The following is a 22302-nucleotide window of genomic DNA, read 5'->3' on the forward strand; positions in this document are numbered from 1 at the left end:
GGGATATCCTTTGTTAAAGCGCCACGCGCAGTTCCTGCGGGTTTTTGCCCGTCACCACGTATTTGGTCTCTTTAATGTGCAAAATGGCCGACTTCGCCTGGTATTTGGGACGAGCCATCTGATCGTTAAGCGTCGGCACCGGCTGCGGTGACTCGCGTTTGGCGTAGCGCGCGGCGTTTTTGCCAATCTGACGGTAGGTTTCCAGCGTCAGCAGCGGCGCCTGCGGGAAGAGTTCCAGATTGGAAAGCGGCGGCAGGCCGCGCTGGTGGATGACGGTGGTGCCTTTCGACTGAATACCGATCGAGATGCCGGAGCCGCTCAGGCGGTTGCCTTCCACTGCCACGAAGGCGACGTCAGAAGACTTAAAGCAGCGGATCACCCGGGCTTTGATGCCTTCTTCCTCAATGCCGGCGATCACTTCGCGCAGAATATTTTTATGCGGAATGCCGACGATATTGGCGGTTTGCGCCAGACCAAACGCTGGCCCGACGGCAATAATGACTTCATCCTGCTGCGTGCCGGGTTTGGCTTCGCCGATTTCCGTCAGGAAGCTGTCGCCGGACACAGGCGCAACGGCGACCGGCGCGGCAGAGGCGACAGAAGCCGCAGGCGCGCTAAAGGAGACCGGCTTATCTGCGCCTGATTTCATCTCCGACAGCACCTCTTCGATAATCTGGCGCAGCAGCGTTTCGTTAATTTCCATTTTTCACCCCTTAGCCAAGTTCATTGGGATCGAGCGCGCCCGGGATATTTTTAATCTCTTCCCAGCGCTCGCCTTGCAGGCGGTAGCCTGTTGCCGGACCGGCATAATCGTTCACGTCATTCACGGCCGAGAGCACCTGGCCCTCGCCAACAATGATGGCGGAGGTATGCAGGTAGTCGCCGGTGAGCTTGGCTTTCTGAATATTGAGCATGTCCTGGGCGACATCGGGGAAGCCGCCTTTCGCCAGGGCTTTCACCACCTCCAGGCCGTTGCGGTTCTTGTTGATGATCTCCTGAGCAAACTTGATGTCCTCGACGATATTGCGCTCAGGCATATCTTTTGAACCGTGGGCGTAGGTGGCGGCTTCTACTTCTTCATCCGTAATAGGCGGCAAACCCATGCCGGCAAATACCGCCTGCAGCGCGCGGGCGGCTTTGTTGCGAATGGCGATCACGTCCTCTTCACGCACCGGCCGCAGGCCGCCATCGACCTTCAGGTCGCGCTGGATCACGTTGTAGTCATCGAAGTCTTCGGCATCTTCGTTGGAACCGGCGAACATGTTGTCGTAGTTCGGCACCGCCGAGTAACCGGAGGAGATGAAGTCGGTGCCTGGCAGGAACTGCATCAGCAGACGCGCGGTACGCCGCATATCCGAGTGGGTAAAGGTTTGATCGTTGCTGGAGGCGCACTCCAGATCCAGCGCTGAGCAGATCAGGTTTTCCGCCAGTACGGCGCGGATCCCGGACGGCACGGCGGACGGTACGCCGATACAGCTGACGGAGCCATTCTGCAGGCCTTGCACCCCGGCGGCTTTGGTGATGTAGATGCAGCGCGCTTCGAGATAAAGCATCGATTTGCCTTCGGCATAGCCCATCTGTACTTCAGAACCGGAACCGGAGGTAAAGCGCATTTTCAGGCCGCGCGAGGCGTAGGAGGAGGCGAGGAAGCCTTTCGACCACGGGGTGTCATCGCCATCGGTAAACACCGGTTCCGTACCGTATACCGAAATGGTTTCGGCATAGCAGGTGTGGCCCAGCATACCCAGTTTCAGCTCGGTGGCTTCTTCCAGCGAACACTGGGTGAGGACGCCGGGACGGCCAACCTGTGAACCCACCAGCAGGGCGATGGCGTTGAACGGCGCGTAGCGCGCCACGGCGACGGTGGTCTCCTGTTCGTCAAAGCCGCGCCATGCGCCTTCAGCGGCGTCGGCGGCAATCTGTACCGGATTATCTTTGATATTAGTGACATGCGCCTGCTGGGACGGCGTGCGGCGGGCGCGCATTTTTTGCATCGCCATCATCATCTCGACCACGTTCATATGCGACACCACTTCCACGATTTTCGCCGGGGTCATCGCGGTAGTGAGCGGCACGATGTCGCTGCGTTTAACGTTCGGGTCGCAGAGCATGTTGGCGAGCTTAACCGAATCCATGGCCATCACTTCTTCGGCCCGGGCGAGATTAATGCCGTAGCGCGCGATAAAGTGGTCAATCAGGTCGAACTGCTCAACCGGTTTACCGTCGAGTTCGGTCACCGCGCCGTTGACGATGCGGATAGAAGGTTTGGGATCGTTAGGACTTTCCATCGCGATAAAGCCCTCTTCAATCCACTCCTTAACGAAACCATCCTGATTCACAGGGCGTTTCGCCAGTGCTTCAAATCTTTTCGATCTCATGAATCAGCCTCGCGGATATTAAATGTAGGAGGGGCGATCGTTTTTCGGTTCGGCGCCCAGCGTCGCCAGTACGGTTTTGCCGATCTCCCGGGCGGAGATCACCGCCTGGCGCACCGCGCCGGAGTCGCCGGAAATCACCAGAATGGCTTCGTTGCTGAAACTGGTGCCGTGGGCCGGTGAGCTGTAAGCTACCACCTCGACGTTGGCTGATTTCAGCGCGGTATCGGCCATCAGCACGCCAACGGACGCCGGGGCGCCGACGATAATGCCGCAGGCGCGGCCCAGTGGGGCGCCGAACGCTTTTTCCAGGGCATAACTGGCGCGCGCGGTATACTGCAGCTCAATATGACCCGCTTCGTTGCCGTAGACATCGCCGAAGGTACGGTCCAGCTCTTTCAGCGCGACCTCAATCCCGCGTTTGACGTCGGAAACATCATTCCCGCCCAGCACAATCAGCGAGCCATGGCCGGCGCCGCCTTTGGTGTCGCGAGGAAGCTCAATGCTGACCACTTCGGTGTTGGTGGCTTTGACCGCTTCATCGGCGGCCATGATGTGCGGCCCGGCGCCGGTGCGGGCGCCGAGGATGCCGATAGAGCGATAGCGTTTTTCGAGCTTCATCGCCTCCAGCAACGCGGCATCCACGTTGGCGATGACCAGCCCGAGGGTGTCGCCAATGGCGGTCCCGACAAATTCCGTTAAGCTGCAGCTTTTCTCTGCCATAGCCGTCTCTCCTGTGGGATGGGGGGTAACGGGAAGCGCCTGCTGCTCTGGCGTCGCTACACGGGCTATGACTTGCGCCATGATCTGTTCAACCAGCTCATTGCTGCTCATTGGCTATTCCCCTTCGGTAAGATTTTTTCAACATCGGTATGGGGGCGGGGAATGACGTGTACGGCTTTCACTTCGCCCACGTGGCGGGCTGCGGCGGCACCGGCGTCGGTGGCGGCTTTAACTGCCCCCACGTCGCCACGCACGATGACGGTCACCAGGCCTGAACCGATCCTTTCATAGCCAACTAATAAAACGTTGGCCGACTTAACCATTGCGTCAGCGGCCTCTATGGCTGCGGTTAAGCCTTTGGTTTCTACCATTCCTAATGCTTCTTGTTGCATAAAGACCTCGCAGGATATGTGCCAGTGAGGGAACTATATGGCGGAGCGGCGAAAAAGAATGGCTGAGTTGATGGTGGAGATCGAAAAAATAGTGGTTTTTATATAATATAAAATGGATTTATTTTATTTTATATCATTGTTTTTATTTGATTTTGTTGTTTGTATAAATGTGATTATATTGCAATTCACGCTCCGTATTTACATTTTAAGAGGTGATTTTTTAAATTGTTTTTGCTATGCGATATTTTGCGTGATGTGATATTTGTTGGAAAATAAGCACTGCGCTTTCGCAATTTTTTATCATTTAGTTGGAAATTAAAATACCCCCTGAACGCCCGCCATTGCTGCATGGATTCGCGAACAAATAGCAATAAATTATTCTTCTTCGGCGACTTTACGCCGCCCGATTTCCGCAGGATGCCAACACTTTGCCGCTGCCGGTTTCTATAGTGGGCCTCGCCGTACCCAACGAGCCAGCGGATGGTTGGCTGGCCTGGACACGAACTTCGTCACGAGGTGTCACAATGAATGGTTCTTTACGCGCGCAATGTATCGCCGAGTTTTTAGGCACCGGGCTGTTTCTGTTTTTTGGTATCTGCTGCCTGAGCGCCCTGAAACTGACCGGCGCCAGCCTGGGGCTGTGGGAGATCTGTATTATCTGGGGACTAGGTATTTCTCTGGCGGTCTACCTGACGGCCGGCATTTCGGGGGGACATCTGAACCCCGCGGTCACCGTCGCCCTGTGGCTGTTTGCCTGCTTCCCGGGCAGAAAAGTGGTGCCCTATATCGTGGCTCAGGTCGCCGGCGCGTTTGGCGGCGCCGTGCTGGCCTGGATACTTTACAGCACCCTGTTTACGCAATTTGAAACGGTGCATCATATGGTGCGCGGCAGCCTGGAAAGCCTGCAGCTGGCCAGTATATTCAGCACTTACCCGGCGCCTGAGCTCAGCATCTGGCATGCGGCGCTGGTGGAGGTGGTGATCACCTCGATGCTGATGGGGATGATCATGGCGCTCACCGATGATGGCAACGGCGTACCCAAGGGCCCACTGGCGCCGCTGTTGATTGGCATTCTGGTGGCGGTGATCGGCGCCTCGACCGGGCCGCTTACCGGCTTCGCGATGAATCCGGCACGCGATTTTGGCCCGAAATTGTTCACCTGGTTCGCCGGGTGGGGCAATATCGCCATGACCGGGGGAAGAGATATTCCCTATTTTATCGTGCCCATTATCGCACCGTTGTTAGGGGCCTGCCTCGGCGCCGCAATTTATCGTTTTCTTATCGCCAATAATCTGCCCTGTCATACCTGCGTGGAGGAAGAAAATACGCGTTAGCGTCATAAGGGGAATGTATCTGTGAAATAGCCAGGCTAATTTCATGAACCGATATCACGAACCGCTCAAAAAGTCTCCCCGGGTTGGGAGACTTTTGTTATTGTCAATGCACTTTTTTATCGTCGATGGGATCTGATGCTAAAAAAGGTAAATATGAAAAATATGTTTTATTTATAACAAAAAATTAACTGAGGGGTTTTATCATGATTTCTGCGAGTACCCTAAACTCAGAACTCATCAATAAAATCGCACAGGATTTTGCGCAAGCCACCAGTCTGGCGGTTGTGGTCGTCAATATTCACGGTGATGAGATTTCTGAATTGTTTAATTTCACGCCGTTTTGCCAGCTGATGCGTCAGCACCCGGAGCACAGCGGACGCTGTCGCATGAGCGACCGCTGCGGCGGGCTGGAAGCCTCGAAAAAAGACCAGCTGTGTATCTACCGCTGTCATGCGGGGTTAACCGATTTTTCCATCCCGCTGGTGATCGCCGGCCACCTGGTCGGTTTCGTGCTGTGCGGGCAGGTGCGTCTGAGCAATGATGTTGAACTGGTTGATATCTTGAACGTCGATGACCGCTGGCAGGACGATCCGGCGCTGGTCCAGGCGTTTCGCGATGTGCCGGAGATGGACTATTCGCGGGTTATCGCTTCGGCGGATCTGCTGAAGCTGATCGTCGAGAATTGCCTGAAAAAACAGCTCAACTTTGTGGTTATCAAAGATAACCCGTCGCAGAACGATCCGGCGCAGGCCAGCCGGGCGCCCTCGCCGCACGATGGCAAAATGAAGAAGGCGCTGCGCTATATCGACGCGCATCTCTCCGATGAGCTGCGTCTGGAGGATGTGGCGGCGCATGTCTATCTCAGCCCGTACTACTTCAGCAAACTGTTTAAAAAGTATCAGGGGATCGGTTTTAACGCCTGGGTCAATCAGCAGCGGATGGCGAGCGCAAAAGAGCTGCTATGCCACAGCGACTGGAGCATCGCCAGCATCGCGCGGAATTTAGGTTTTTCGCAAACCAGCTATTTTTGCAAAGTGTTTCGCCAGACCTATCAGGTAACGCCGCAGGCATTTCGTCAGCAAATTAATGCCGGATCACAAACTGAGTCTTTTTAAATGACAATATTTTGCTATTGCCGATTTTTGATATCCCCGAGTATCTTCATCAATATAAAATGAAAAAAACGACAGTAGAGCAATAAATTGTCATAGCGCAACAAAATAGTGATATTCGAGGGATAAACTACACCAGTTTTTATTTTTGTGATGAGATAGAGTGTCCGTTAATACGAGACAGCTGATTATCACAACACCGCTTTCCTTCACTGACGTCATTGTGACGAGTGATGAAACGGTAAAAGAAAACATAAAGTAATACCCGTCGATGCAGGGCGCATCGGCGAAACAAACCGACAGGTTCGACACCAGTTTGGTGTCAGGGAAGGGGGTGTAAATCCCCCGCAGCCCCCGCTGCTGTGATGCTGACGACCCCGCAAAAACCACTGATCGAAAGATTGGGAAGGGCGGGCGAGAACGAGGCTAAGCCAGAAGACCTGCCTGCCGGTAACTGACCAACAACTTCGGTGGGAAGTGGGTGGCTTAGCGGTGCGTGGTCGCAGGACCAGGCATGCGCGTAGCTATACCCTGACCGCCAGAACAGGACAGGGTATGGCAACCAGGCGTGCGTTCATTCTTGCGGGTACCGGCAGCGGTTGTGGCAAAACCACCGTTACGCTCGGCCTGCTCAGCTTGCTCCAACAGCGCGGTATGCGGGTGCAACCCTGTAAAGTAGGGCCTGACTACCTGGATACCGCCTGGCACACCGCCATCAGCGGCATCGCTTCCCGCAATCTCGACAGCTTTATGCTTCCCGCCCCGATACTCAACGCGCTGTTTACCGAACAGCTACAGCAGGCCGATATCGCGGTTATCGAAGGGGTGATGGGCCTGTATGACGGCTACGGCATCGACCCTAACTACTGCAGCAGCGCGGCAATGGCTAAGCAGCTTGGCTGCCCGGTGATTTTGCTGGTGGATGGCAAAGCGGTGTCGACCTCCATCGCCGCCACGGTGATGGGTTTTCAACATTTTGATCCGGCTCTCGACATCGCTGGCGTTATCGTCAATCGGGTCAACAGCGACGCGCACTTCCAGCTGCTGAAAAGCGCCATTGAGCGCTACTGTCAGGTGCCAGTGCTCGGCTATGTGCCGCGCGTGGAAGGCGTGGCGCTGCCCGAACGACATCTGGGACTGGTGACCGCCCGCGAGTCGGTGGTCAATCAGCAGGCATGGCGGGATTTTGCCAGCCTGCTGGGGCGCACCCTCGACATAGACCGGCTGCTGGCCCTCAGCGAACTGGCCGCCATGCCGATCGGCGAGTGGGGAGAACAGCTTGCCGCCGATGCCGGCGAAGGACTGACGTTGGCCCTCGCCGACGATGAGGCCTTCAATTTTTATTACCCCGATAACCTGGCGCTGCTGGCGCGCTGCGGCGTGAAGATGGTGCGCTTTAGCCCACTGCGCGATCGCCAGCTGCCGGCCTGCCAGATGATCTGGCTCGGCGGCGGCTATCCGGAGCTGCATGCGGCCGGGCTATCCGCTAACCACGAGATGCTGACACAGCTTCGCGCGGCGCACCGGCGCGGGGTGGCGATCTACGCCGAGTGCGGCGGCCTGATGTACCTGGGCACGACCCTGGAAGTCACCAGCGGCGAGCGCTACACGATGGCGGATATTATTCCCGGACACAGCCGAATGGGGAGGCGTCTGACCCGGTTCGGCTACTGCGAAGCGCAGGCGCAGCAGCAGACGCTGCTGGCAGCCCCTGGCGAGTGGCTGCGCGGCCATGAATTTCATTACTCCGATTTTTCTCCCGCCACCCCCGCCGTACTGGCCTGCCGTAAACAGCGAGACGGTAAGACGCTCCAGCAGTGGCAGGGAGGATGGCAGTCCGGCAGCGCCTTTGCCAGCTATCTCCATGTCCATTTTGCCCAGCGTCCCACCATGCTCAACCACTGGTTGCGGGCAGCAAGGAGGGCGCTATGACCCTTCTCGCCTGGTGTGTAGCCTGGATACTTGATGTCGTCATTGGCGATCCGCCGCACTGGCCGCATCCGGTGCGCTGGATAGGTCGCCTGATCGCCGTCAGCCAGCGTGTAGTGCGACGCGTCTGCCATAGCGACCGGGCGCTGCGCATCGGCGGCGGGGTGATGTGGCTGGTGGTTATCGGCCTGACATGGGGCGTGGCCTGGGGCGTACTGGCGCTGGCGCACGGGATCCACCCCTGGCTTGGATGGCTGGTGGAAGTGTGGATGATCTTCACCGCGCTGGCGGGACGCTGTCTGGCACAGTCGGCGATGGCGGTGGCCCGGCCGCTGCAGGCCGGAGATCTCGCCGAAAGCCGGCATAAGCTCTCCTGGATTGTCGGGCGCGATACCTCTCAGCTCCAGCCAGCGCAGATCAACCGTGCGGTGGTGGAGACCGTGGCGGAGAACACGGTGGATGGCATTATCGCGCCGCTCTTTTTCCTGCTCCTCGGCGGCGCGCCGCTGGCCATGGCCTATAAAGCGGTCAACACCCTCGATTCCATGGTCGGCTATAAACACGAAAAATACCGGGCGATCGGCATGGTCAGCGCTCGTCTTGATGATGTAGCCAACTTCCTTCCCGCCCGGCTGAGCTGGCTGCTGCTCAGCCTTGCCGCGGTGCTATGCCGGGAAGATGGCGCCCGGGCGCTGCGTACGGGCTGGCGCGATCGCTATCAGCACAGCAGTCCTAACTGCGCCTGGCCGGAAGCGACCGTCGCCGGCGCGCTGGGGATCCGCCTTGGCGGCCCGAACGATTACTTCGGCCAGCGCGTTGAAAAGCCCTGGATAGGCGACGCCGTCCGCGACATCGCGGTGGACGATATTTCCCGAACCATTCGATTAATGTGGGTGGCGTCAAGCCTGGCGCTGGCGCTGTTTATCGGCGTGCGCTACTGGCTGGTCGGCGCGGCCTGAGGAGAACCTGATGCAGTACATCCAACAACCGCAGGCGATCGAGGCGAAAAGCTTCGACATCATCAGCGAGATCATCGCCGAAACGCGACCGGACTACCGTTTCGCCAGCCCGCTGCACGAGGCGATTATCAAGCGGGTGATCCACACCACCGCTGACTTCGACTGGCTGGATATTCTGTGGTTTTCTCCGGATGCCCTGATCGCGCTGAGTGAGGCCTTGAGCCGGCCCTGCACGCTGTATACCGATACCACCATGGCGCTGTCCGGGATCAACAAAACCCTGCTGGCCCGCTTTGGCGGCGAATGCCGCTGCTATATCAGCGACCCGCGGGTGGTGCGCGAGGCGCAAAGCCGGGGGATGACCCGCTCGATGGCGGCGGTGGATATTGCGGTGCAGGAGCCCGGGGAGAAAGTGTTCGTCTTCGGCAATGCGCCAACCGCGCTGTTTCGCCTGCTGGAACATCGCGAGACCGCCATCGGCGGCGTGGTGGGGGTGCCGGTCGGGTTCGTCGGCGCCGCGGAGTCGAAAGCGGCGCTCAGCGAGAGCGGCCTGCCGGCCATCGCCGCGCTCGGCCGCAAAGGGGGAAGCAACGTGGCGGCAGCGATTGTGAACGCTCTGCTTTACCACCTGCGGGAGGCGCAATGAGCGATCAGACCTTTGACGCCCCGGTGTGGCATCACGGCAAAGCGCTGCGCAAGGGCTACACCACCGGCTCCTGCGCCACAGCGGCGGCAAAAGTGGCGGCGCTGATGGTGATGCGCCAGCATCTGATTCATCAGGTCTCGATCGTCACCCCCTCCGGCGTCACCCTGTGCCTGAACGTTGAGTCCCCGCACGTCGAAGGGCAGCAGGCGGTCGCCGCGATCCGTAAAGACGGCGGCGATGATGTCGACGCCACCCACGGCATGCTGATTTTTGCCCGGGTCACCCTCAATGACAGCGGAGAGATTAGCCTGCAGGGCGGGGAGGGTATCGGCACGGTGACCCGCAAAGGGATCGGCCTGCCGACAGGCAGCCCGGCGATAAACCGCACTCCGCGGCACACCATCGAGACCGCCGTGCGCGAAGCGATAGGTCCTACCCGCGGCGCGCAGGTGGAGATTTTTGCTCCGGAAGGCGTACTTCGCGCGCAAAAAACCTATAACGCCCGGCTGGGGATCCTCGGCGGGATCTCGATTATCGGCACCACGGGGATCGTTACCCCGATGTCGGAAGAGAGCTGGAAGCGCTCGCTCTCCCTCGAGCTGGAGATAAAACGCGCCGCCGGGCTGGAGCGCGTGGTGCTGGTGCCGGGCAACCACGGTGAGCGCTTTGTCCGCGAGCAGATGGGCATCGACCCGCAGATGGTGGTCACCATGAGCAACTTCGTCGGCTACATGATTGAAGAGGCGGTTCGGCTCGGTTTCCGCCAGATTGTGCTCATTGGCCATCCCGGCAAACTGATCAAAATCGCCGCCGGGATCTTTCATACCCACAGCCATATCGCCGATGCGCGGATGGAAACTCTCGTCGCTCATCTGGCGCTGCTTGGCGCGCCGCTGCCGCTGCTGACGCTGGTCAGCGAGTGCGACACTACCGAAGCGGCAATGGAGCATATCGACGCCTGGGGATACCAGCGCCTCTATAACCATCTGGCTGAGCGAATCTGCCAGCGTGTTCTTGAGATGCTGCGCTTCACTCAGCAACCGCCCACCTGCGACGCGGTTCTGTTTTCTTTTGATAACCAGGTACTGGGCAGCAGCCGTCCGCTGGAGGCGATTGCCCGGGAGCTGACATGTTGACGGTCGTGGGAATGGGCCCGGCGGGGCTGCAGTGGCTGATCCCGGCCGCGCGCGAGGCAATCGCCGCCGCTGAGGCGCTGGTGGGCGGCAGCCGCCATCTCCAGCAGTTTCCCGACTTCGCCGGCGAGCGCTTCGCGCTGGGGGCCGATATGCCGGCGCTGCTGGCGTGGATTGAGGCCCGTACCGGGCGCCGCGTCGTGGTGCTGGCCTCTGGCGACCCGCTGTTCTATGGCATTGGCACCCGACTGATTGCCCATTTTGGCCGGGAACGAGTGCAGGTGATCCCCGGCATCAGCGCGGTGCAGTACCTCTGCGCCCGGGCGGGCATCGACATGAACGATATGTGGCTGACCAGCAGCCATGGCCGGGCGGTGAGCTTCGATGCTCTGGCCGCCCACCGGAAAGTCGCCATGGTGACCGACGGCCGCTGCGGACCGCGGGAGATAGCCGCCCAGCTGATGGCCCGCGGCAAAGGCCATCGCTGGATGGTGATAGGCGAGAATCTGGCGATGGAAAACGAGCGGATCCACTGGCTGCCGGTCAGCGCCGTGGAGGACGAATATGAGATGAATGCGGTGGTGATCCTCGATGAAAGATGAGCTGTTTTTGCGCGGCGCCCAGGTGCCGATGACCAAAGAGGCCGTGCGCGCGCTGGCGCTGGCGAAGCTGGAGCTGCACCGGGCGCGCCATCTGATTGATATCGGCGCGGGCACCGGCAGCGTCAGCATTGAGGCTGCTCTACAGAACCCGGCGCTGCGGGTGACGGCGATTGAGCGTCAGGCCGACGCGCTGCGCCTGCTGGCGGAGAACCGGCAGCGCTTTGGCTGCGACAACATCGCTATCGTGGCGGGCGTTGCGCCGCTGGCGGTCGCCGACAAAGCCGACGCGATCTTTATGGGGGGCAGCGGCGGCCACCTGACGGCGCTGATCGACTGGTCGCTGGCGCAGCTGCATCCCGGCGGCCGGCTGGTGATGACTTTTATTTTGCAGGAAAACCTTCATAGCGCCCTGGCGCACCTGCGGCAGAGCGGCATCCACGAGGTGGACTGCCAGCAGCTGGCGGTCTCCACCCTGGCTACCCTGGGCAGCGGCCACTACTTCAAACCCCATAATCCCGTTTTTGTCATCGCCTGTCAGAAGGAAGAAAACCATGGCTGAGACTTTTGATCCCCATTGCGTGTGGTTCGTCGGCGCCGGTCCGGGCGATCGCGAACTGATTACTCTCAAAGGCTACCGTCTGCTACAGCAGGCGCAGGTAGTGATCTACGCCGGGTCGCTGATCAACACCGAGCTACTGGCCTACTGTCCGCCACAGGCGGAGTGCCACGACAGCGCCGCGCTGCATCTGGAGCAGATCCTCGACCTGATGGAGGCGGGGGTGAAGGCGGGAAAAACGGTGGTGCGTCTGCAGACGGGCGACGTCTCGCTATATGGCTCGGTGCGCGAGCAGGGCGAAGAGCTTACCCGCCGCGGGATCCGCTGGCAGGTGGTGCCGGGCGTCAGCGCTTTCCTCGGCGCGGCGGCGGAGCTGGGGGTGGAGTACACGGTACCCGAAGTCTCGCAGAGTCTGATTATTACCCGTCTGGAAGGGCGCACGCCGGTTCCCGCGCGCGAACAGCTGGAAGCCTTTGCCAGCCATCAAACCTCGATGGCGATTTACCTGTCGGTGCAACGTATTCACCGGGTGGCGGAGCGGCTGGTGGAGGGCGGCTACCCCGCGACCACCCCGGTCGCGGTGATCTACAAGGCCACCTGGCCGGAAAGCCAGACCGTCCGCGGTACCCTCGCGGACATCGGCGACAAAGTACGCGACGCAGGGATCCGCAAAACGGCGCTGATCCTGGTCGGCCCCTTCCTCGGCGATGAGTATCACTACTCAAAACTGTACGCAGCGGATTTTAGCCATGAATACCGTAAAGCCTGAATCCATTGCCCTGTTTTGCCTGACGCCCGGCGGCGTGCGGCTGGCAAAACGGCTGGCGGCCATGCTGCCGCTTACCTGTTACACCAGCGAAGCGCTGCAGGAAGAGGGGTTTATCCCCTTCAACGGCGGCTTTGCCAGCGCTGCCCGCGAGGCGTTCAGCAGCTTCTCGGCGCTGATTTTTATCGGCGCCACCGGGATTGCCGTGCGGGTGCTGGCCCCGCTGGTGAATGACAAGCTCAGCGACCCGGCGGTGGTGGTGATTGATGAGCGCGCCCGGCACGTCATCAGCTTGCTCTCCGGCCATGCCGGGGGGGCCAATGCGCTAACCCGCTATCTCGCCGGGATGCTCGACGCCGACCCGGTGATCACCACCGCCACCGACGTCAACGAGCTGGCCGCCCTCGACACGCTGGCCTTCCAGCTGAACGCCCGGATGACCGATTTTCGCGCGGCGGTGAAAACCGTTAACCAGATGCTGGTGAGCGGTAAGCGGGTGGGGCTGTGGTGCGACGGCGAATTTACCGGGGCGCTAAGCCGCTGCGACCGGCGCGGGTTTATCCCGGTAAGCGACCTGGCGCGCTTGCCGGCGCTCGACGCCCTGATCTGCGTCACCCTGCGCCGGTCGCTGCCGCCGCTGCCGGTGCCTCACTGGAAGCTGGTGCCCCAGCGGGTGGTGGCGGGGATCGGCTGTCGGCGCGACACCCCCTGCGCGCTGCTCAGTACGTTGCTGGATCGCCAGCTTGCCGCTCAGCGTCTTGACCCGCTGGCGCTGAAAGCGATCGGCAGCGTGAGCCTGAAGGCAAACGAGCCGGGGTTGCGCCAGCTGGCTCACCGCTGCCGGGTGCCGTTCGAAACCTTTAGCGCCGAGGCGCTGCGCGAGCACGAGCACCGCTTTCCGGCCTCGTCTTTTGTCCGGGAGACGGTCGGCGTCGGCAGCGTCTCCGGCCCGGTGGCCTGGCTGCTGAGTCAGGGAAACCTGTCCGGCGAAACCCTGCGTGAGCAGGGCGTGACCATTACTTTGGGAGTAACACACTGATGTTAAGCGTAATCGGAATTGGCCCTGGCTCGCAGGCGATGATGACCATGGAAGCCGTGGAGGCCCTGCAGGCGGCAGAGATCGTGGTGGGCTACAAGACCTACACCCACCTGGTAAAAGCCTTTACCGGCGACAAGCAGGTGATCAAAACCGGCATGTGCAAAGAGATTGAGCGCTGCCAGGCGGCCATCGAGCTGGCGCAGGCCGGGCACAACGTTGCGCTGATCAGCAGCGGCGACGCCGGCATCTACGGCATGGCGGGGCTGGTGCTGGAGCTGGTTAATAAGCAGCAGCTGGACATTGAGGTCCGTCTGATCCCAGGGATGACGGCCAGTATCGCCGCCGCCTCGCTGCTCGGCGCGCCGCTGATGCATGATTTCTGCCATATCAGCCTTAGCGATCTGCTGACGCCCTGGCCGGTGATTGAAAAACGCATAGTCGCCGCCGGGGAAGCGGACTTCGTTATCTGTTTCTACAACCCTCGCAGCCGCGGCCGCGAAGGACATCTGGCGCGCGCCTTTGCGCTGCTGGCGGCCAGTAAAAGCGCAGATACGCCGGTCGGCGTAGTCAAATCCGCCGGACGCAAAAAGCAGGAGAAATGGCTGACCACCCTCGGGGAGATGGATTTTGCCCCAGTGGATATGACCAGTCTGGTGATCGTTGGCAACAAAGCGACTTACATCGACAACGGCCTGATGATCACCCCGCGAGGCTACGCGCTGTGAATCACGGCGACGTGCTGGTTATCGGGGGCACCAGCGATGCGCGGGCGATCTGCCAGCAGCTGGACGCCGCCGACGTGCGCTACACCCTGTCGGTGGCAACCCCTACCGGCGAGCGGCTGGCCGGCGATATCCGCGGGCAGATACGCTGCGGGCGTATGGAGTGGCAGCAGATGGCGGAGTGGCTCAGAGCGCAGCGCACCCGCTGGGTGATAGATGCCTCTCACCCCTACGCCGAGGTGGTCAGCCAGAATATTGTGCGCGCCTGCGCCAGCGTCGGGGTTCTGCTCAGCCGCTATCAAAGGCCGGAGCAGCTGAGCGATCTGCGCCATCCGCTACTTCACGTGGTCGGCGATCTGAACGAGGCCTGCGCGGTGGCTCGTCGCCTCGGCGAGCGGATCCTGCTGACCACCGGCAGCAAAGATCTGGCGGCCTGGCGGGCGGGACTGGCGGAGAAAACGCTGCTCGCCCGGGTGCTGCCGGTGCCGGAGGTGGTTCAGCACTGTAGCGATCTGGGGTTTGGCGTCGGGGAGATCTTCGCCCTCTGCGGGCCGTTCAGCGCCGAATTTAACGCCGCCTTTTATCGCCAGTGCCGGGCCGATGTTGTGGTGACGAAAGCCTCGGGGGCGGAAGGAGGCTATCAGGAAAAAGTACAACCCTGTCTTGATGCGGGGATCCCCTGCATCGTCATTACCCGTCCGGCGCCGCTGGTGACGGGCGATGAACTACTGCAAAGCCAGGCCGATTTCACTGCGCGGTTGACGCGCTGGCTGTCGGCGACTTGAGGAAGAGGATATGAAAAAAGCACTTCTGGTGGTGAGCTTTGGCACCAGCTATCACGACACCCGCGAGAAGAACATCGCCGCCTGCGAGCGCGATCTGGCCGCCAGCTGCCCGGACCGCACGCTGTTCCGCGCCTTCACCTCGGGGATGATTATTCGCAAACTGCAGCAGCGCGACGGTATTCATATCGATACTCCGCTGCAGGCTCTGCAAAAGCTGGCCGAGCAGGGATACCAGGATGTGGCGATCCAGTCCCTGCACATTATCAACGGCGACGAGTACGAGAAGATCGTTCGCGAAGTGCAGAGCATGCGCCCGCGCTTTCAGCGTCTGACGCTGGGCGCGCCGCTGTTGAGCGGTCATGGCGATTACGTGCAGCTGATGCAGGCCCTGCGCCAGCAGATGCCGCCGCTGGCGGCGACGGAGCGAGTGGTGTTTATGGGGCACGGCGCCAGCCACCACGCCTTCGCGGCCTACGCCTGTCTGGATCATATGATGGCGGTGCAGGGTTTTCCGGCGCGGGTGGGGGCGGTGGAAAGCTATCCCGAAGTGGACATCGTCATTAACGAACTCTCCCGCCAGGGCGTGACCGGCGTGCATCTGATGCCGCTGATGCTGGTGGCCGGCGATCATGCCATTAATGATATGGCCTCCGACGAAGACGATTCGTGGAAAACCCGCTTCAATGCCGCCGGTATCCCCGCCACGCCGTGGCTTAACGGGTTAGGGGAGAATCCGGCGGTGCGGGCGATGTTTGTCGCCCATCTGCAGCAGGCGCTGAACGACACGATGGAGAAAGCAGCATGAGCGGCAAACTATACGCCCTGAGCAGCGGGCCGGGGGCGGCCGATCTGATCACCGTGCGTGCGGCGCGGATCCTCGGCCAGCTGGATGTGCTGTATGCGCCAGCCGGCCGCAAAGGCGGCGACAGCCTGGCGCTCTCCATCGTACGCGAGTACCTGGGCGCACACACGGAGGTCCGCTGCTGCCATTTTCCGATGAGCGCCGACAGCGCGGAAAAAGAGGCGGTGTGGAACGACGTTGCCGCGGCGCTGGCCCAGGAGGTGGCGGCGGGCAGGCAGGTCGGGTTTATCACCCTCGGCGACGCCATGTTGTTCAGCACCTGGGTCTTTCTGCTGCAGCGGATTGGCTGCCCGGAGTGGCTGGAGATTGTCCCTGGCGTTACCTCCTTCGCCGCCATTGCCGCCCGGGCGAAAACCCCGCTAGCCATGGAGCAGCAGTCGCTGGCGGTCATCTCCTGCACCGCGCCGGAAGCGGACATTGCCGCGGCGCTGCGCCAGCATGACAGTCTGGTGCTGATGAAAGTCTACGGCCGCTTCGCCCGCATTAAGGCGCTGCTGGCGCAGGCGGGGCTGCTGGATGCGGCGCTGATGATGTCAGAGGCCACCCTGCCGGGCGAGCAGTGCTGGCGCCGTCTGCGCGAGGTCAGCGATGACCAGCCGCTGCCCTATTTCTCGACCATTCTGGTTAACAAACAGTGGGAGGAGGCGTAATGAATCAGGTGAAATCGCTGAAGCAGCTTTCGTATGGGGGGCTGGCGGCCGCTGTTCTGCTGATCATCGTCCCGCAGGAGGCGTTCGCCATGCATATCATGGAGGGCTTTTTGCCGCCGATGTGGGCGCTGGCGTGGTGGCTGCTGTTTTTACCCTGCCTGTGGTACGGCCTGGTGCGCCTGCGGCGTATCGTCCGGGAAGAGAGCAATCAGAAGGTGCTGCTGGCCCTCTGCGGGGCGTTTATTTTTGTTCTTTCGGCGCTGAAGATCCCGTCGGTGACCGGCAGCTGCTCGCACCCGACCGGCGTTGGTCTGGCGGTGATCCTCTTCGGGCCGGGCGTGGTGGCGGTGCTGGGGGCGATCGTTCTGCTGTTCCAGGCGCTGCTGCTGGCGCATGGCGGCCTGACCACCCTTGGCGCCAACGGGATGTCGATGGCGGTGATCGGCCCGATGGTCGGCTATCTGGTGTGGAAGCTGGCCTGTCGGGCGGGGATCCGTCGCGATGTCGGGGTCTTTCTCTGCGCCATGCTGGCGGATCTGATGACCTACTTTGTCACCTCCGTCCAGCTCGGGGTGGCCTTTCCCGATCCGGCAACCGGGGCAGGCGGATCGATCGCCAAGTTTATGGGCATCTTCTGCCTGACGCAGATCCCGATCGCCATCGCGGAAGGCTTGCTCACCGTGATGATCTACGATCAGCTAACCAAACGGCGGCTGATCGCCGCGGAGGGACATTAATATGAAAAAGACCCTGATCCTGTTGGCGATGGTGGCCGCCCTGATGATCCTGCCATTTTTTATTAACCACGGCGGCGAGTTTGGCGGCTCGGACGGCGAAGCGGAGAGCCAGATCCAGGTGGTGGCGCCGGATTATCAACCCTGGTTCCAGCCGCTATATGAACCGGCGAGCGGCGAGATTGAGAGCCTGCTGTTTACCCTGCAGGGCTCGCTGGGCGCGGCGGTGATTTTTTACATTCTCGGATATGCGAGGGGCAGACAGCGCCGTGATGACCGGGTTTGACCTACTCAGCTACCAGAGCCGCTGGTTGCAGGTGGCGCCAGAGCGTAAGTTTCTGCTCTGGCTGCTGCTGATGGTGCTGGCCTTTACGCTGCCGGCGTGGGGCCAGGCGCTGACGCTGGCGCTGACCGCCGCGCTGACCTGCTGGCTGCTGCGGGTCTCATTCTGGCGCTGGTGCCGCTGGATGGCGCTACCCTTTGGCTTTTTGCTGGTCGGCGTGCTGACCATTCTGTTCAGCGTCAGCCGCGACCCGCAGATGCTGTTAGCGAGCTTTCGGTTGGGCGCTTTCTCGATAGGGATTTCCGCCCAGGGGCTGGCCGTGGCCGGGGAGACCTTCTGGCGCAGCCTGGCGGCGATGGCGGCGACGCTCTGGCTGGTGCTTAATCTGCCTTTCCCGCAGTTGATTATTTTACTCAAGCGCGGTCGCGTACCGCGGCTGTTGACGGAGCAGATCCTGCTGACCTGGCGCTTCATTTTTATTCTGTTAGACGAGGCGATGGCGATTCACCGCGCGCAAACCCTGCGTTTTGGCTATGGTAGCGTGCCGCAGGGCTATCGCTCGCTGGCGATGCTGGTGGGACTGCTGTTCACCCGCGTCCTCCTGCGCTATCAACAGATGAGCACGGCGCTGGATATCAAATTGTACCAGGGTGATTTTCACCTCTAAGGATAAGTATGCTTGCCACAACCGATCTCTGGTTTCGCTATCAGGATGAGCCGGTACTTAAAGGGCTGACGCTGGATTTTTCCCGCCATGCGGTGACCGGCCTGGTGGGGGCCAACGGCTGCGGAAAGTCGACGCTGTTTATGAACCTGAGCGGCCTGCTGCGCCCGCAGCAGGGGGCGGTGCTGTGGCAGGGAGAGGCGCTGAATTACAGCAAGCGCGGTCTGCTGGCGCTGCGCCAGCAGGTGGCGACGGTATTTCAGGATCCGGATCAGCAAATATTCTATACCGATATCGACAGCGATATCGCTTTTAGTCTGCGTAACCTCGGGGTGGCGGAAGAGGAGATCGCCCGCCGGGTGGATGAGGCGTTGACCCTCGTCGATGCCCAGGGGTTTCGCCAGCAGCCGATCCAGTGCCTCAGCCATGGGCAGAAAAAACGGGTGGCAATCGCCGGGGCGCTGGTGCTGCAGGCGCGCTACCTGCTGCTTGACGAGCCCACCGCGGGCCTCGATCCACGCGGGCGGGCGCAGATGATCGCCATCATCCGCCGCATTGTCGGGCAGGGGCGGCGCGTGGTGATCTCCAGCCACGATATCGATCTGATCTATGAGGTGAGCGACGCCGTTTACGTGCTGCGTCACGGCGAAGTACTGGCCGCGGGGGATCCCGGCGAGGTATTTGCCTGCGCGGAGACGATGGACAGGGCGGGATTGACGCAGCCGTGGCTGGTGAAACTTCATAGCGAACTGGGGCTGCCGCTGTGTAAAACCGAGGCGGAGTTTTTTCAGCGGATGCACAACAACGCGATAGGCGCGATAAAGGAGGCGTCATGACGCTGGCAGTGATGTTGCAGGGCACGGCTTCCGACGTGGGGAAAAGCGTGCTGGTGGCGGGACTGTGCCGCATTTTTCATCAGGATGGGCTGCGTACCGCGCCGTTTAAATCACAGAATATGGCGCTGAACTCCGGCATTACGCCGGATGGCAAAGAGATGGGCCGGGCGCAGATTTTCCAGGCCGAAGCGGCCGGGATTGCGCCAGATGTCCGCATGAATCCGATTTTGCTCAAGCCCACCAGCGACCGTCAGGCGCAGGTGGTGCTGATGGGGCAGGTGGCGACCAGCATGGATGCGATGAGCTATCATCAGTACAAGCCGCGCCTGCGCGAGCAGATCCTCGCGGTCTACCAGAGCCTGGCCGGAGAGTATGAGGCGCTGGTGCTGGAAGGCGCCGGCAGTCCGGCGGAGATTAACCTGCGCGACCGCGATATCGTCAATATGGGCATGGCCGAGATGGCGCAATGCCCGGTGATCCTGGTGGCCGATATCGACCGCGGCGGGGTGTTTGCCGCGATTTACGGCACGCTGGCGCTGCTGCAGCCTCAGGAGCGGGCGCGGGTGAAAGGGGTGATCATCAATAAATTCCGCGGCGATGTGGCGCTCCTGCGCTCCGGGATAGAGCAAATCGAGGCGTTGACCGGGGTGCCGGTGCTGGGCGTTATGCCATGGCTTGACGTGGATCTCGAGGATGAGGACGGCGTCGCGCTGCAGGCCGGGAAATACCATCGCACCGACCGGCGCGATATCGACATCGCCGTGGTTCACCTGCCGCATATCGCCAATTTTACCGACTTTAACGCCCTGGCGGCACAGCCAGACGTCCGGGTGCGCTATGTCCGCGATCCGCAGGCGCTGGCCGACGCCGACCTGGTCATTCTCCCGGGCAGTAAAAATACCCTCGGCGATCTGTGCTGGCTGCGCGAGAGCGGCATGGCGCACGCGGTCGAGCAGGCCCGGCAGCGCAAGGTGCCGCTGCTGGGGATCTGCGGCGGCTATCAGATGCTGGGCGAAACCATTATCGATGAGGTGGAGTCTGGCCTTGGCGCCCAGCCCGGGCTGGGGGTGCTGAAGACCGTGACCCACTTCGCCCAGCACAAAACCACCACCCAGGTGCAGGCGACCCTGGGGTCTGCGCTCCCGGATTGGTTAGCCGACGCGGCGGGGCTGCGCGTTAGTGGCTACGAAATTCATATGGGCGAGACGCGCCGCGAGGCAGGCTGCCCGCCGCTGCTGCAGCTGCATAAAGCGGGGCAGGCAGTAGACGACGGGGCGATAAGCGACGACGGCCTGGCGTTCGGCACCTATCTCCATGGCCTGTTCGACAGCGATGCCTTTACCCGGGCGCTGCTCAACGGCCTGCGCCAGCGCAAAGGGCTGGCGCCGCTGGACAGCGCCCTGGAGTATGCCCGCTATAAAACCCGGCAGTTTGATCGGCTGGCCGAGGCCATGCGCGAACATATCGCCATCGATAAAATTTACGCCATCATGCGCCAACATCAGGAGCCCCTATGCTGACTCTGGTTACCGGCGGCGCGCGCAGCGGCAAAAGTCGCCATGCCGAGGCGCTGATTGCCGATGCGCCGCAGGTGTTATATATCGCCACCTCGCAAATCTTTGACGACGAGATGGCCGCAAGGATCCAGCATCATCGCGACGGCAGGCCCGCCCACTGGCGCACCGCCGAGCGCTGGCAGCAGCTTGATGAACTGATCACCCCGGCTATCGCCCCAGCGGAGGCGATTTTGCTGGAATGCATCACCACCATGGTCACCAACCTGCTGTTCGCGCTCGGCGGCGACAGCGACCCCGACGGCTGGGATTACGCCGCCATGGAACGGGCTATTGATGACGAAATTGGCGTGCTGATTGCCGCCTGTCAGCGCTGTCCGGCGCACGTCGTGCTGGTGACCAACGAGGTGGGGATGGGCATTGTGCCGGAGAACCGCCTGGCGCGGCATTTTCGCGATATTGCCGGGCGGGTCAATCAGCGCCTGGCGGCCGCGGCGGATGCGGTCTGGCTGGTGGTCTCCGGCATCGGCGTCAAAATCAAATAACTCAATCGCTGGCTGACCGGGCCAGCCCTGGCAGGGATTCTGTATGCAAAATTTAAACACGGTTCTGCGGGCGATCCCCGCGCCGGACGCCGACGCCATGGCGCGGGCACAGCAACACATCGACGGCTTACTCAAGCCCCCCGGCAGCCTCGGGCGTCTGGAGGCGCTGGCGGTGCAGCTGGCGGGAATGCCCGGCCTGGGCGGCCAGCCGCAGGTGGCGAAAAAGGCCCTGCTGGTGATGTGCGCCGACCATGGGGTGTGGGACGAAGGGGTGGCGATTTCGCCGAAGGCGGTCACCGCCATCCAGGCGGCAAATATGACCCGCGGCACCACCGGCGTCTGCGTGCTCGCCGCTCAGGCCGGGGCGAAAGTGCATGTAATTGATGTCGGTATCGATAGCGAACCGCTGCCCGGCGTGGTGAATATGCGGGTGGCGCGGGGCTGCGGCAATATTGCCCGCGGCCCGGCGATGAGCCGTGAGCAGGGGCAGGAGCTGTTGCTGGAGGTGATGCGCTACACCCGCGCGCTGGCCCAGGAGGGCGTTACCCTGTTTGGCGTCGGCGAACTGGGGATGGCCAATACCACGCCGGCGGCGGCGATCGTCAGCGTCCTGACCGGCAGCGATGCGCAGGAGGTGGTCGGGATTGGCGCCAATCTGCCGCTGGCGAAGGTTGGCAACAAGGTGGAGGTGGTGCGGCGGGCTATCGCCGTCAATCAGCCCGACCCGAATGATGGCCTCGACGTACTGAGCAAAGTCGGTGGTTTCGATCTGCTGGGGATGACCGGTGTCATGCTGGGGGCGGCGTCCTGTGGGCTGCCGGTGGTGCTGGATGGCTTTCTCTCCTACGCGGCGGCGCTGGCGGCGTGTCAGATAGCGCCGGAGGTGAAACCGTATCTGATCCCGTCCCACTATTCGGCGGAGAAGGGGGCGCGTATCGCGTTGGCGCACCTGGGTCTCGAACCGTATCTCAATATGGGCATGCGTCTGGGAGAAGGCAGCGGCGCGGCGCTGGCGATGCCGATCGTCGAGGCGGCCTGCGCGATGTACCATCGCATGGGCATGCTGGCGGCAAGCAATATTGTGTTACCGAAGGGGTAAGCAGGAGATGGGGGCGGCAATGGCCGTTCCCGTTTTCGGCAG

At 61.4% G+C, this 22302-nt stretch carries 25 protein-coding genes and 1 riboswitch; of the genes, 21 read left to right on the top strand and 4 right to left on the bottom strand.

Annotated features, from left to right (window positions below; translation table 11 throughout):
* Positions 1-13: 13 nt before the first annotated feature.
* Genes pduD through pduA form a run of 4 tightly spaced genes read right to left on the bottom strand, consistent with a single transcriptional unit; the run spans position 14 to position 3490 of the window.
* Entirely contained in the window at positions 14-703 is a 690-nt protein-coding gene (pduD, locus tag OHJ17_RS04795) for a propanediol dehydratase medium subunit PduD (protein ID WP_008806302.1), read from the bottom strand.
* 10 nt (positions 704-713) lie between these two features.
* A complete protein-coding gene (gene pduC, locus OHJ17_RS04800) occupies positions 714-2378 on the bottom strand; it encodes a propanediol dehydratase large subunit PduC (RefSeq protein ID WP_002915744.1) in 1665 nt (554 codons plus the stop codon).
* A gap of 18 nt (positions 2379-2396) precedes the next feature.
* Positions 2397-3209, bottom strand: a complete 813-nt coding sequence (gene pduB, locus OHJ17_RS04805) for a propanediol utilization microcompartment protein PduB (protein WP_032433503.1) — start codon at positions 3207-3209, stop codon at positions 2397-2399.
* Complete coding sequence (pduA, locus tag OHJ17_RS04810; protein ID WP_002915737.1) at positions 3206-3490, bottom strand: propanediol utilization microcompartment protein PduA; 285 nt, start codon at positions 3488-3490, stop codon at positions 3206-3208. The genes pduB and pduA overlap by 4 nt, the downstream gene beginning before the upstream one ends.
* 524 nt (positions 3491-4014) lie before the next feature.
* On the opposite strand from pduA, the gene pduF reads away from it, so the two are divergent.
* The 21 genes from pduF (at position 4015) to cobT (ending at position 22260) form a co-directional block, all read left to right on the top strand.
* Complete coding sequence (gene pduF, locus OHJ17_RS04815; RefSeq protein WP_002915732.1) at positions 4015-4824, top strand: propanediol diffusion facilitator PduF; 810 nt, start codon at positions 4015-4017, stop codon at positions 4822-4824.
* 203 nt (positions 4825-5027) lie between these two features.
* Positions 5028-5939, top strand: a complete 912-nt coding sequence (pocR, locus tag OHJ17_RS04820) for a transcriptional regulator PocR (protein WP_004181164.1) — start codon at positions 5028-5030, stop codon at positions 5937-5939.
* Positions 5940-6220: 281 nt separating this feature from the next.
* A riboswitch (cobalamin riboswitch) is annotated at positions 6221-6399 on the top strand.
* 92 nt (positions 6400-6491) lie between these two features.
* A complete protein-coding gene (locus tag OHJ17_RS04825; RefSeq protein ID WP_032433502.1) occupies positions 6492-7868 on the top strand; it encodes a cobyrinate a,c-diamide synthase in 1377 nt (458 codons plus the stop codon).
* Positions 7865-8824, top strand: a complete 960-nt coding sequence (gene cbiB / locus OHJ17_RS04830) for an adenosylcobinamide-phosphate synthase CbiB (RefSeq protein WP_002915724.1) — start codon at positions 7865-7867, stop codon at positions 8822-8824. The genes OHJ17_RS04825 and cbiB overlap by 4 nt, the downstream gene beginning before the upstream one ends.
* Before the next feature lie 10 nt (positions 8825-8834).
* Positions 8835-9470, top strand: a complete 636-nt coding sequence (locus OHJ17_RS04835) for a cobalt-precorrin-8 methylmutase (RefSeq protein ID WP_002915711.1) — start codon at positions 8835-8837, stop codon at positions 9468-9470.
* Entirely contained in the window at positions 9467-10606 is a 1140-nt protein-coding gene (gene cbiD / locus OHJ17_RS04840) for a cobalt-precorrin-5B (C(1))-methyltransferase CbiD (RefSeq protein ID WP_002915708.1), read from the top strand. The genes OHJ17_RS04835 and cbiD overlap by 4 nt, the downstream gene beginning before the upstream one ends.
* The gene (locus OHJ17_RS04845) at positions 10600-11205 is read left to right on the top strand and encodes a cobalt-precorrin-7 (C(5))-methyltransferase (RefSeq protein WP_004174583.1); all 606 of its coding nucleotides are present in this window, start codon (positions 10600-10602) and stop codon (positions 11203-11205) included. Before cbiD ends, OHJ17_RS04845 begins: the two co-directional genes overlap by 7 nt.
* The gene (locus OHJ17_RS04850; protein ID WP_002915684.1) at positions 11195-11764 is read left to right on the top strand and encodes a decarboxylating cobalt-precorrin-6B (C(15))-methyltransferase; all 570 of its coding nucleotides are present in this window, start codon (positions 11195-11197) and stop codon (positions 11762-11764) included. The genes OHJ17_RS04845 and OHJ17_RS04850 overlap by 11 nt, the downstream gene beginning before the upstream one ends.
* Positions 11757-12530 (top strand): cobalt-precorrin-4 methyltransferase, encoded by a 774-nt coding sequence (locus OHJ17_RS04855; protein ID WP_004149602.1) that lies wholly within the window; start codon positions 11757-11759, stop codon positions 12528-12530. Before OHJ17_RS04850 ends, OHJ17_RS04855 begins: the two co-directional genes overlap by 8 nt.
* A complete protein-coding gene (gene cbiG / locus OHJ17_RS04860) occupies positions 12511-13566 on the top strand; it encodes a cobalt-precorrin 5A hydrolase (RefSeq protein ID WP_004174586.1) in 1056 nt (351 codons plus the stop codon). The genes OHJ17_RS04855 and cbiG overlap by 20 nt, the downstream gene beginning before the upstream one ends.
* A complete protein-coding gene (locus OHJ17_RS04865) occupies positions 13566-14291 on the top strand; it encodes a precorrin-3B C(17)-methyltransferase (RefSeq protein ID WP_004143930.1) in 726 nt (241 codons plus the stop codon). The genes cbiG and OHJ17_RS04865 overlap by 1 nt, the downstream gene beginning before the upstream one ends.
* Positions 14288-15073: a cobalt-precorrin-6A reductase gene (locus tag OHJ17_RS04870; RefSeq protein WP_002915627.1), complete on the top strand. Its 786-nt coding sequence runs from the start codon at positions 14288-14290 to the stop codon at positions 15071-15073. The genes OHJ17_RS04865 and OHJ17_RS04870 overlap by 4 nt, the downstream gene beginning before the upstream one ends.
* Before the next feature lie 10 nt (positions 15074-15083).
* A complete protein-coding gene (gene cbiK, locus OHJ17_RS04875; RefSeq protein ID WP_004174588.1) occupies positions 15084-15878 on the top strand; it encodes a sirohydrochlorin cobaltochelatase in 795 nt (264 codons plus the stop codon).
* The gene (locus OHJ17_RS04880) at positions 15875-16585 is read left to right on the top strand and encodes a cobalt-factor II C(20)-methyltransferase (protein WP_002915624.1); all 711 of its coding nucleotides are present in this window, start codon (positions 15875-15877) and stop codon (positions 16583-16585) included. Before cbiK ends, OHJ17_RS04880 begins: the two co-directional genes overlap by 4 nt.
* Entirely contained in the window at positions 16585-17322 is a 738-nt protein-coding gene (cbiM, locus tag OHJ17_RS04885) for a cobalt ECF transporter S component CbiM (RefSeq protein ID WP_023159322.1), read from the top strand. Before OHJ17_RS04880 ends, cbiM begins: the two co-directional genes overlap by 1 nt.
* A 1-nt stretch (position 17323) precedes the next feature.
* A complete protein-coding gene (locus OHJ17_RS04890; protein ID WP_002915619.1) occupies positions 17324-17605 on the top strand; it encodes an energy-coupling factor ABC transporter substrate-binding protein in 282 nt (93 codons plus the stop codon).
* Positions 17592-18269 (top strand): energy-coupling factor ABC transporter transmembrane protein, encoded by a 678-nt coding sequence (locus OHJ17_RS04895; RefSeq protein WP_032433501.1) that lies wholly within the window; start codon positions 17592-17594, stop codon positions 18267-18269. Before OHJ17_RS04890 ends, OHJ17_RS04895 begins: the two co-directional genes overlap by 14 nt.
* A gap of 8 nt (positions 18270-18277) precedes the next feature.
* A complete protein-coding gene (locus tag OHJ17_RS04900; RefSeq protein ID WP_002915614.1) occupies positions 18278-19102 on the top strand; it encodes an energy-coupling factor ABC transporter ATP-binding protein in 825 nt (274 codons plus the stop codon).
* Positions 19099-20622 (top strand): cobyric acid synthase, encoded by a 1524-nt coding sequence (locus tag OHJ17_RS04905; RefSeq protein WP_023159325.1) that lies wholly within the window; start codon positions 19099-19101, stop codon positions 20620-20622. The genes OHJ17_RS04900 and OHJ17_RS04905 overlap by 4 nt, the downstream gene beginning before the upstream one ends.
* On the top strand, positions 20616-21161 hold the full coding sequence (gene cobU / locus OHJ17_RS04910) for a bifunctional adenosylcobinamide kinase/adenosylcobinamide-phosphate guanylyltransferase (RefSeq protein WP_002915611.1): 546 nt from the start codon (positions 20616-20618) through the stop codon (positions 21159-21161). Before OHJ17_RS04905 ends, cobU begins: the two co-directional genes overlap by 7 nt.
* 43 nt (positions 21162-21204) lie before the next feature.
* Positions 21205-22260 (top strand): nicotinate-nucleotide--dimethylbenzimidazole phosphoribosyltransferase, encoded by a 1056-nt coding sequence (gene cobT / locus OHJ17_RS04915; protein ID WP_004143920.1) that lies wholly within the window; start codon positions 21205-21207, stop codon positions 22258-22260.
* Positions 22261-22302 lie beyond the last annotated feature (42 nt).

Origin of the sequence: Klebsiella sp. KP20-425-1 (assembly GCF_025813515.1) — a bacterium.
Classification (GTDB): Bacteria; Pseudomonadota; Gammaproteobacteria; order Enterobacterales; family Enterobacteriaceae; genus Klebsiella; species Klebsiella pneumoniae.

What these genes read in the sequence shown, in the direction of transcription:
- pduD (WP_008806302.1), bottom strand. Translation starts at nt 703, where the DNA reads ATGGAAATTAACGAAACGCTGCTGCGCCAGATTATCGAAGAGGTGCTG.
- pduC (WP_002915744.1), bottom strand. Translation starts at nt 2,378, where the DNA reads ATGAGATCGAAAAGATTTGAAGCACTGGCGAAACGCCCTGTGAATCAG.
- pduB (WP_032433503.1), bottom strand. Translation starts at nt 3,209, where the DNA reads ATGAGCAGCAATGAGCTGGTTGAACAGATCATGGCGCAAGTCATAGCC.
- pduA (WP_002915737.1), bottom strand. Translation starts at nt 3,490, where the DNA reads ATGCAACAAGAAGCATTAGGAATGGTAGAAACCAAAGGCTTAACCGCA.
- pduF (WP_002915732.1), top strand. Translation starts at nt 4,015, where the DNA reads ATGAATGGTTCTTTACGCGCGCAATGTATCGCCGAGTTTTTAGGCACC.
- pocR (WP_004181164.1), top strand. Translation starts at nt 5,028, where the DNA reads ATGATTTCTGCGAGTACCCTAAACTCAGAACTCATCAATAAAATCGCA.
- OHJ17_RS04825 (WP_032433502.1), top strand. Translation starts at nt 6,492, where the DNA reads ATGGCAACCAGGCGTGCGTTCATTCTTGCGGGTACCGGCAGCGGTTGT.
- cbiB (WP_002915724.1), top strand. Translation starts at nt 7,865, where the DNA reads ATGACCCTTCTCGCCTGGTGTGTAGCCTGGATACTTGATGTCGTCATT.
- OHJ17_RS04835 (WP_002915711.1), top strand. Translation starts at nt 8,835, where the DNA reads ATGCAGTACATCCAACAACCGCAGGCGATCGAGGCGAAAAGCTTCGAC.
- cbiD (WP_002915708.1), top strand. Translation starts at nt 9,467, where the DNA reads ATGAGCGATCAGACCTTTGACGCCCCGGTGTGGCATCACGGCAAAGCG.
- OHJ17_RS04845 (WP_004174583.1), top strand. Translation starts at nt 10,600, where the DNA reads ATGTTGACGGTCGTGGGAATGGGCCCGGCGGGGCTGCAGTGGCTGATC.
- OHJ17_RS04850 (WP_002915684.1), top strand. Translation starts at nt 11,195, where the DNA reads ATGAAAGATGAGCTGTTTTTGCGCGGCGCCCAGGTGCCGATGACCAAA.
- OHJ17_RS04855 (WP_004149602.1), top strand. Translation starts at nt 11,757, where the DNA reads ATGGCTGAGACTTTTGATCCCCATTGCGTGTGGTTCGTCGGCGCCGGT.
- cbiG (WP_004174586.1), top strand. Translation starts at nt 12,511, where the DNA reads ATGAATACCGTAAAGCCTGAATCCATTGCCCTGTTTTGCCTGACGCCC.
- OHJ17_RS04865 (WP_004143930.1), top strand. Translation starts at nt 13,566, where the DNA reads ATGTTAAGCGTAATCGGAATTGGCCCTGGCTCGCAGGCGATGATGACC.
- cbiK (WP_004174588.1), top strand. Translation starts at nt 15,084, where the DNA reads ATGAAAAAAGCACTTCTGGTGGTGAGCTTTGGCACCAGCTATCACGAC.
- OHJ17_RS04880 (WP_002915624.1), top strand. Translation starts at nt 15,875, where the DNA reads ATGAGCGGCAAACTATACGCCCTGAGCAGCGGGCCGGGGGCGGCCGAT.
- cbiM (WP_023159322.1), top strand. Translation starts at nt 16,585, where the DNA reads ATGAATCAGGTGAAATCGCTGAAGCAGCTTTCGTATGGGGGGCTGGCG.
- OHJ17_RS04890 (WP_002915619.1), top strand. Translation starts at nt 17,324, where the DNA reads ATGAAAAAGACCCTGATCCTGTTGGCGATGGTGGCCGCCCTGATGATC.
- OHJ17_RS04895 (WP_032433501.1), top strand. Translation starts at nt 17,592, where the DNA reads ATGACCGGGTTTGACCTACTCAGCTACCAGAGCCGCTGGTTGCAGGTG.
- OHJ17_RS04900 (WP_002915614.1), top strand. Translation starts at nt 18,278, where the DNA reads ATGCTTGCCACAACCGATCTCTGGTTTCGCTATCAGGATGAGCCGGTA.
- OHJ17_RS04905 (WP_023159325.1), top strand. Translation starts at nt 19,099, where the DNA reads ATGACGCTGGCAGTGATGTTGCAGGGCACGGCTTCCGACGTGGGGAAA.
- cobU (WP_002915611.1), top strand. Translation starts at nt 20,616, where the DNA reads ATGCTGACTCTGGTTACCGGCGGCGCGCGCAGCGGCAAAAGTCGCCAT.
- cobT (WP_004143920.1), top strand. Translation starts at nt 21,205, where the DNA reads ATGCAAAATTTAAACACGGTTCTGCGGGCGATCCCCGCGCCGGACGCC.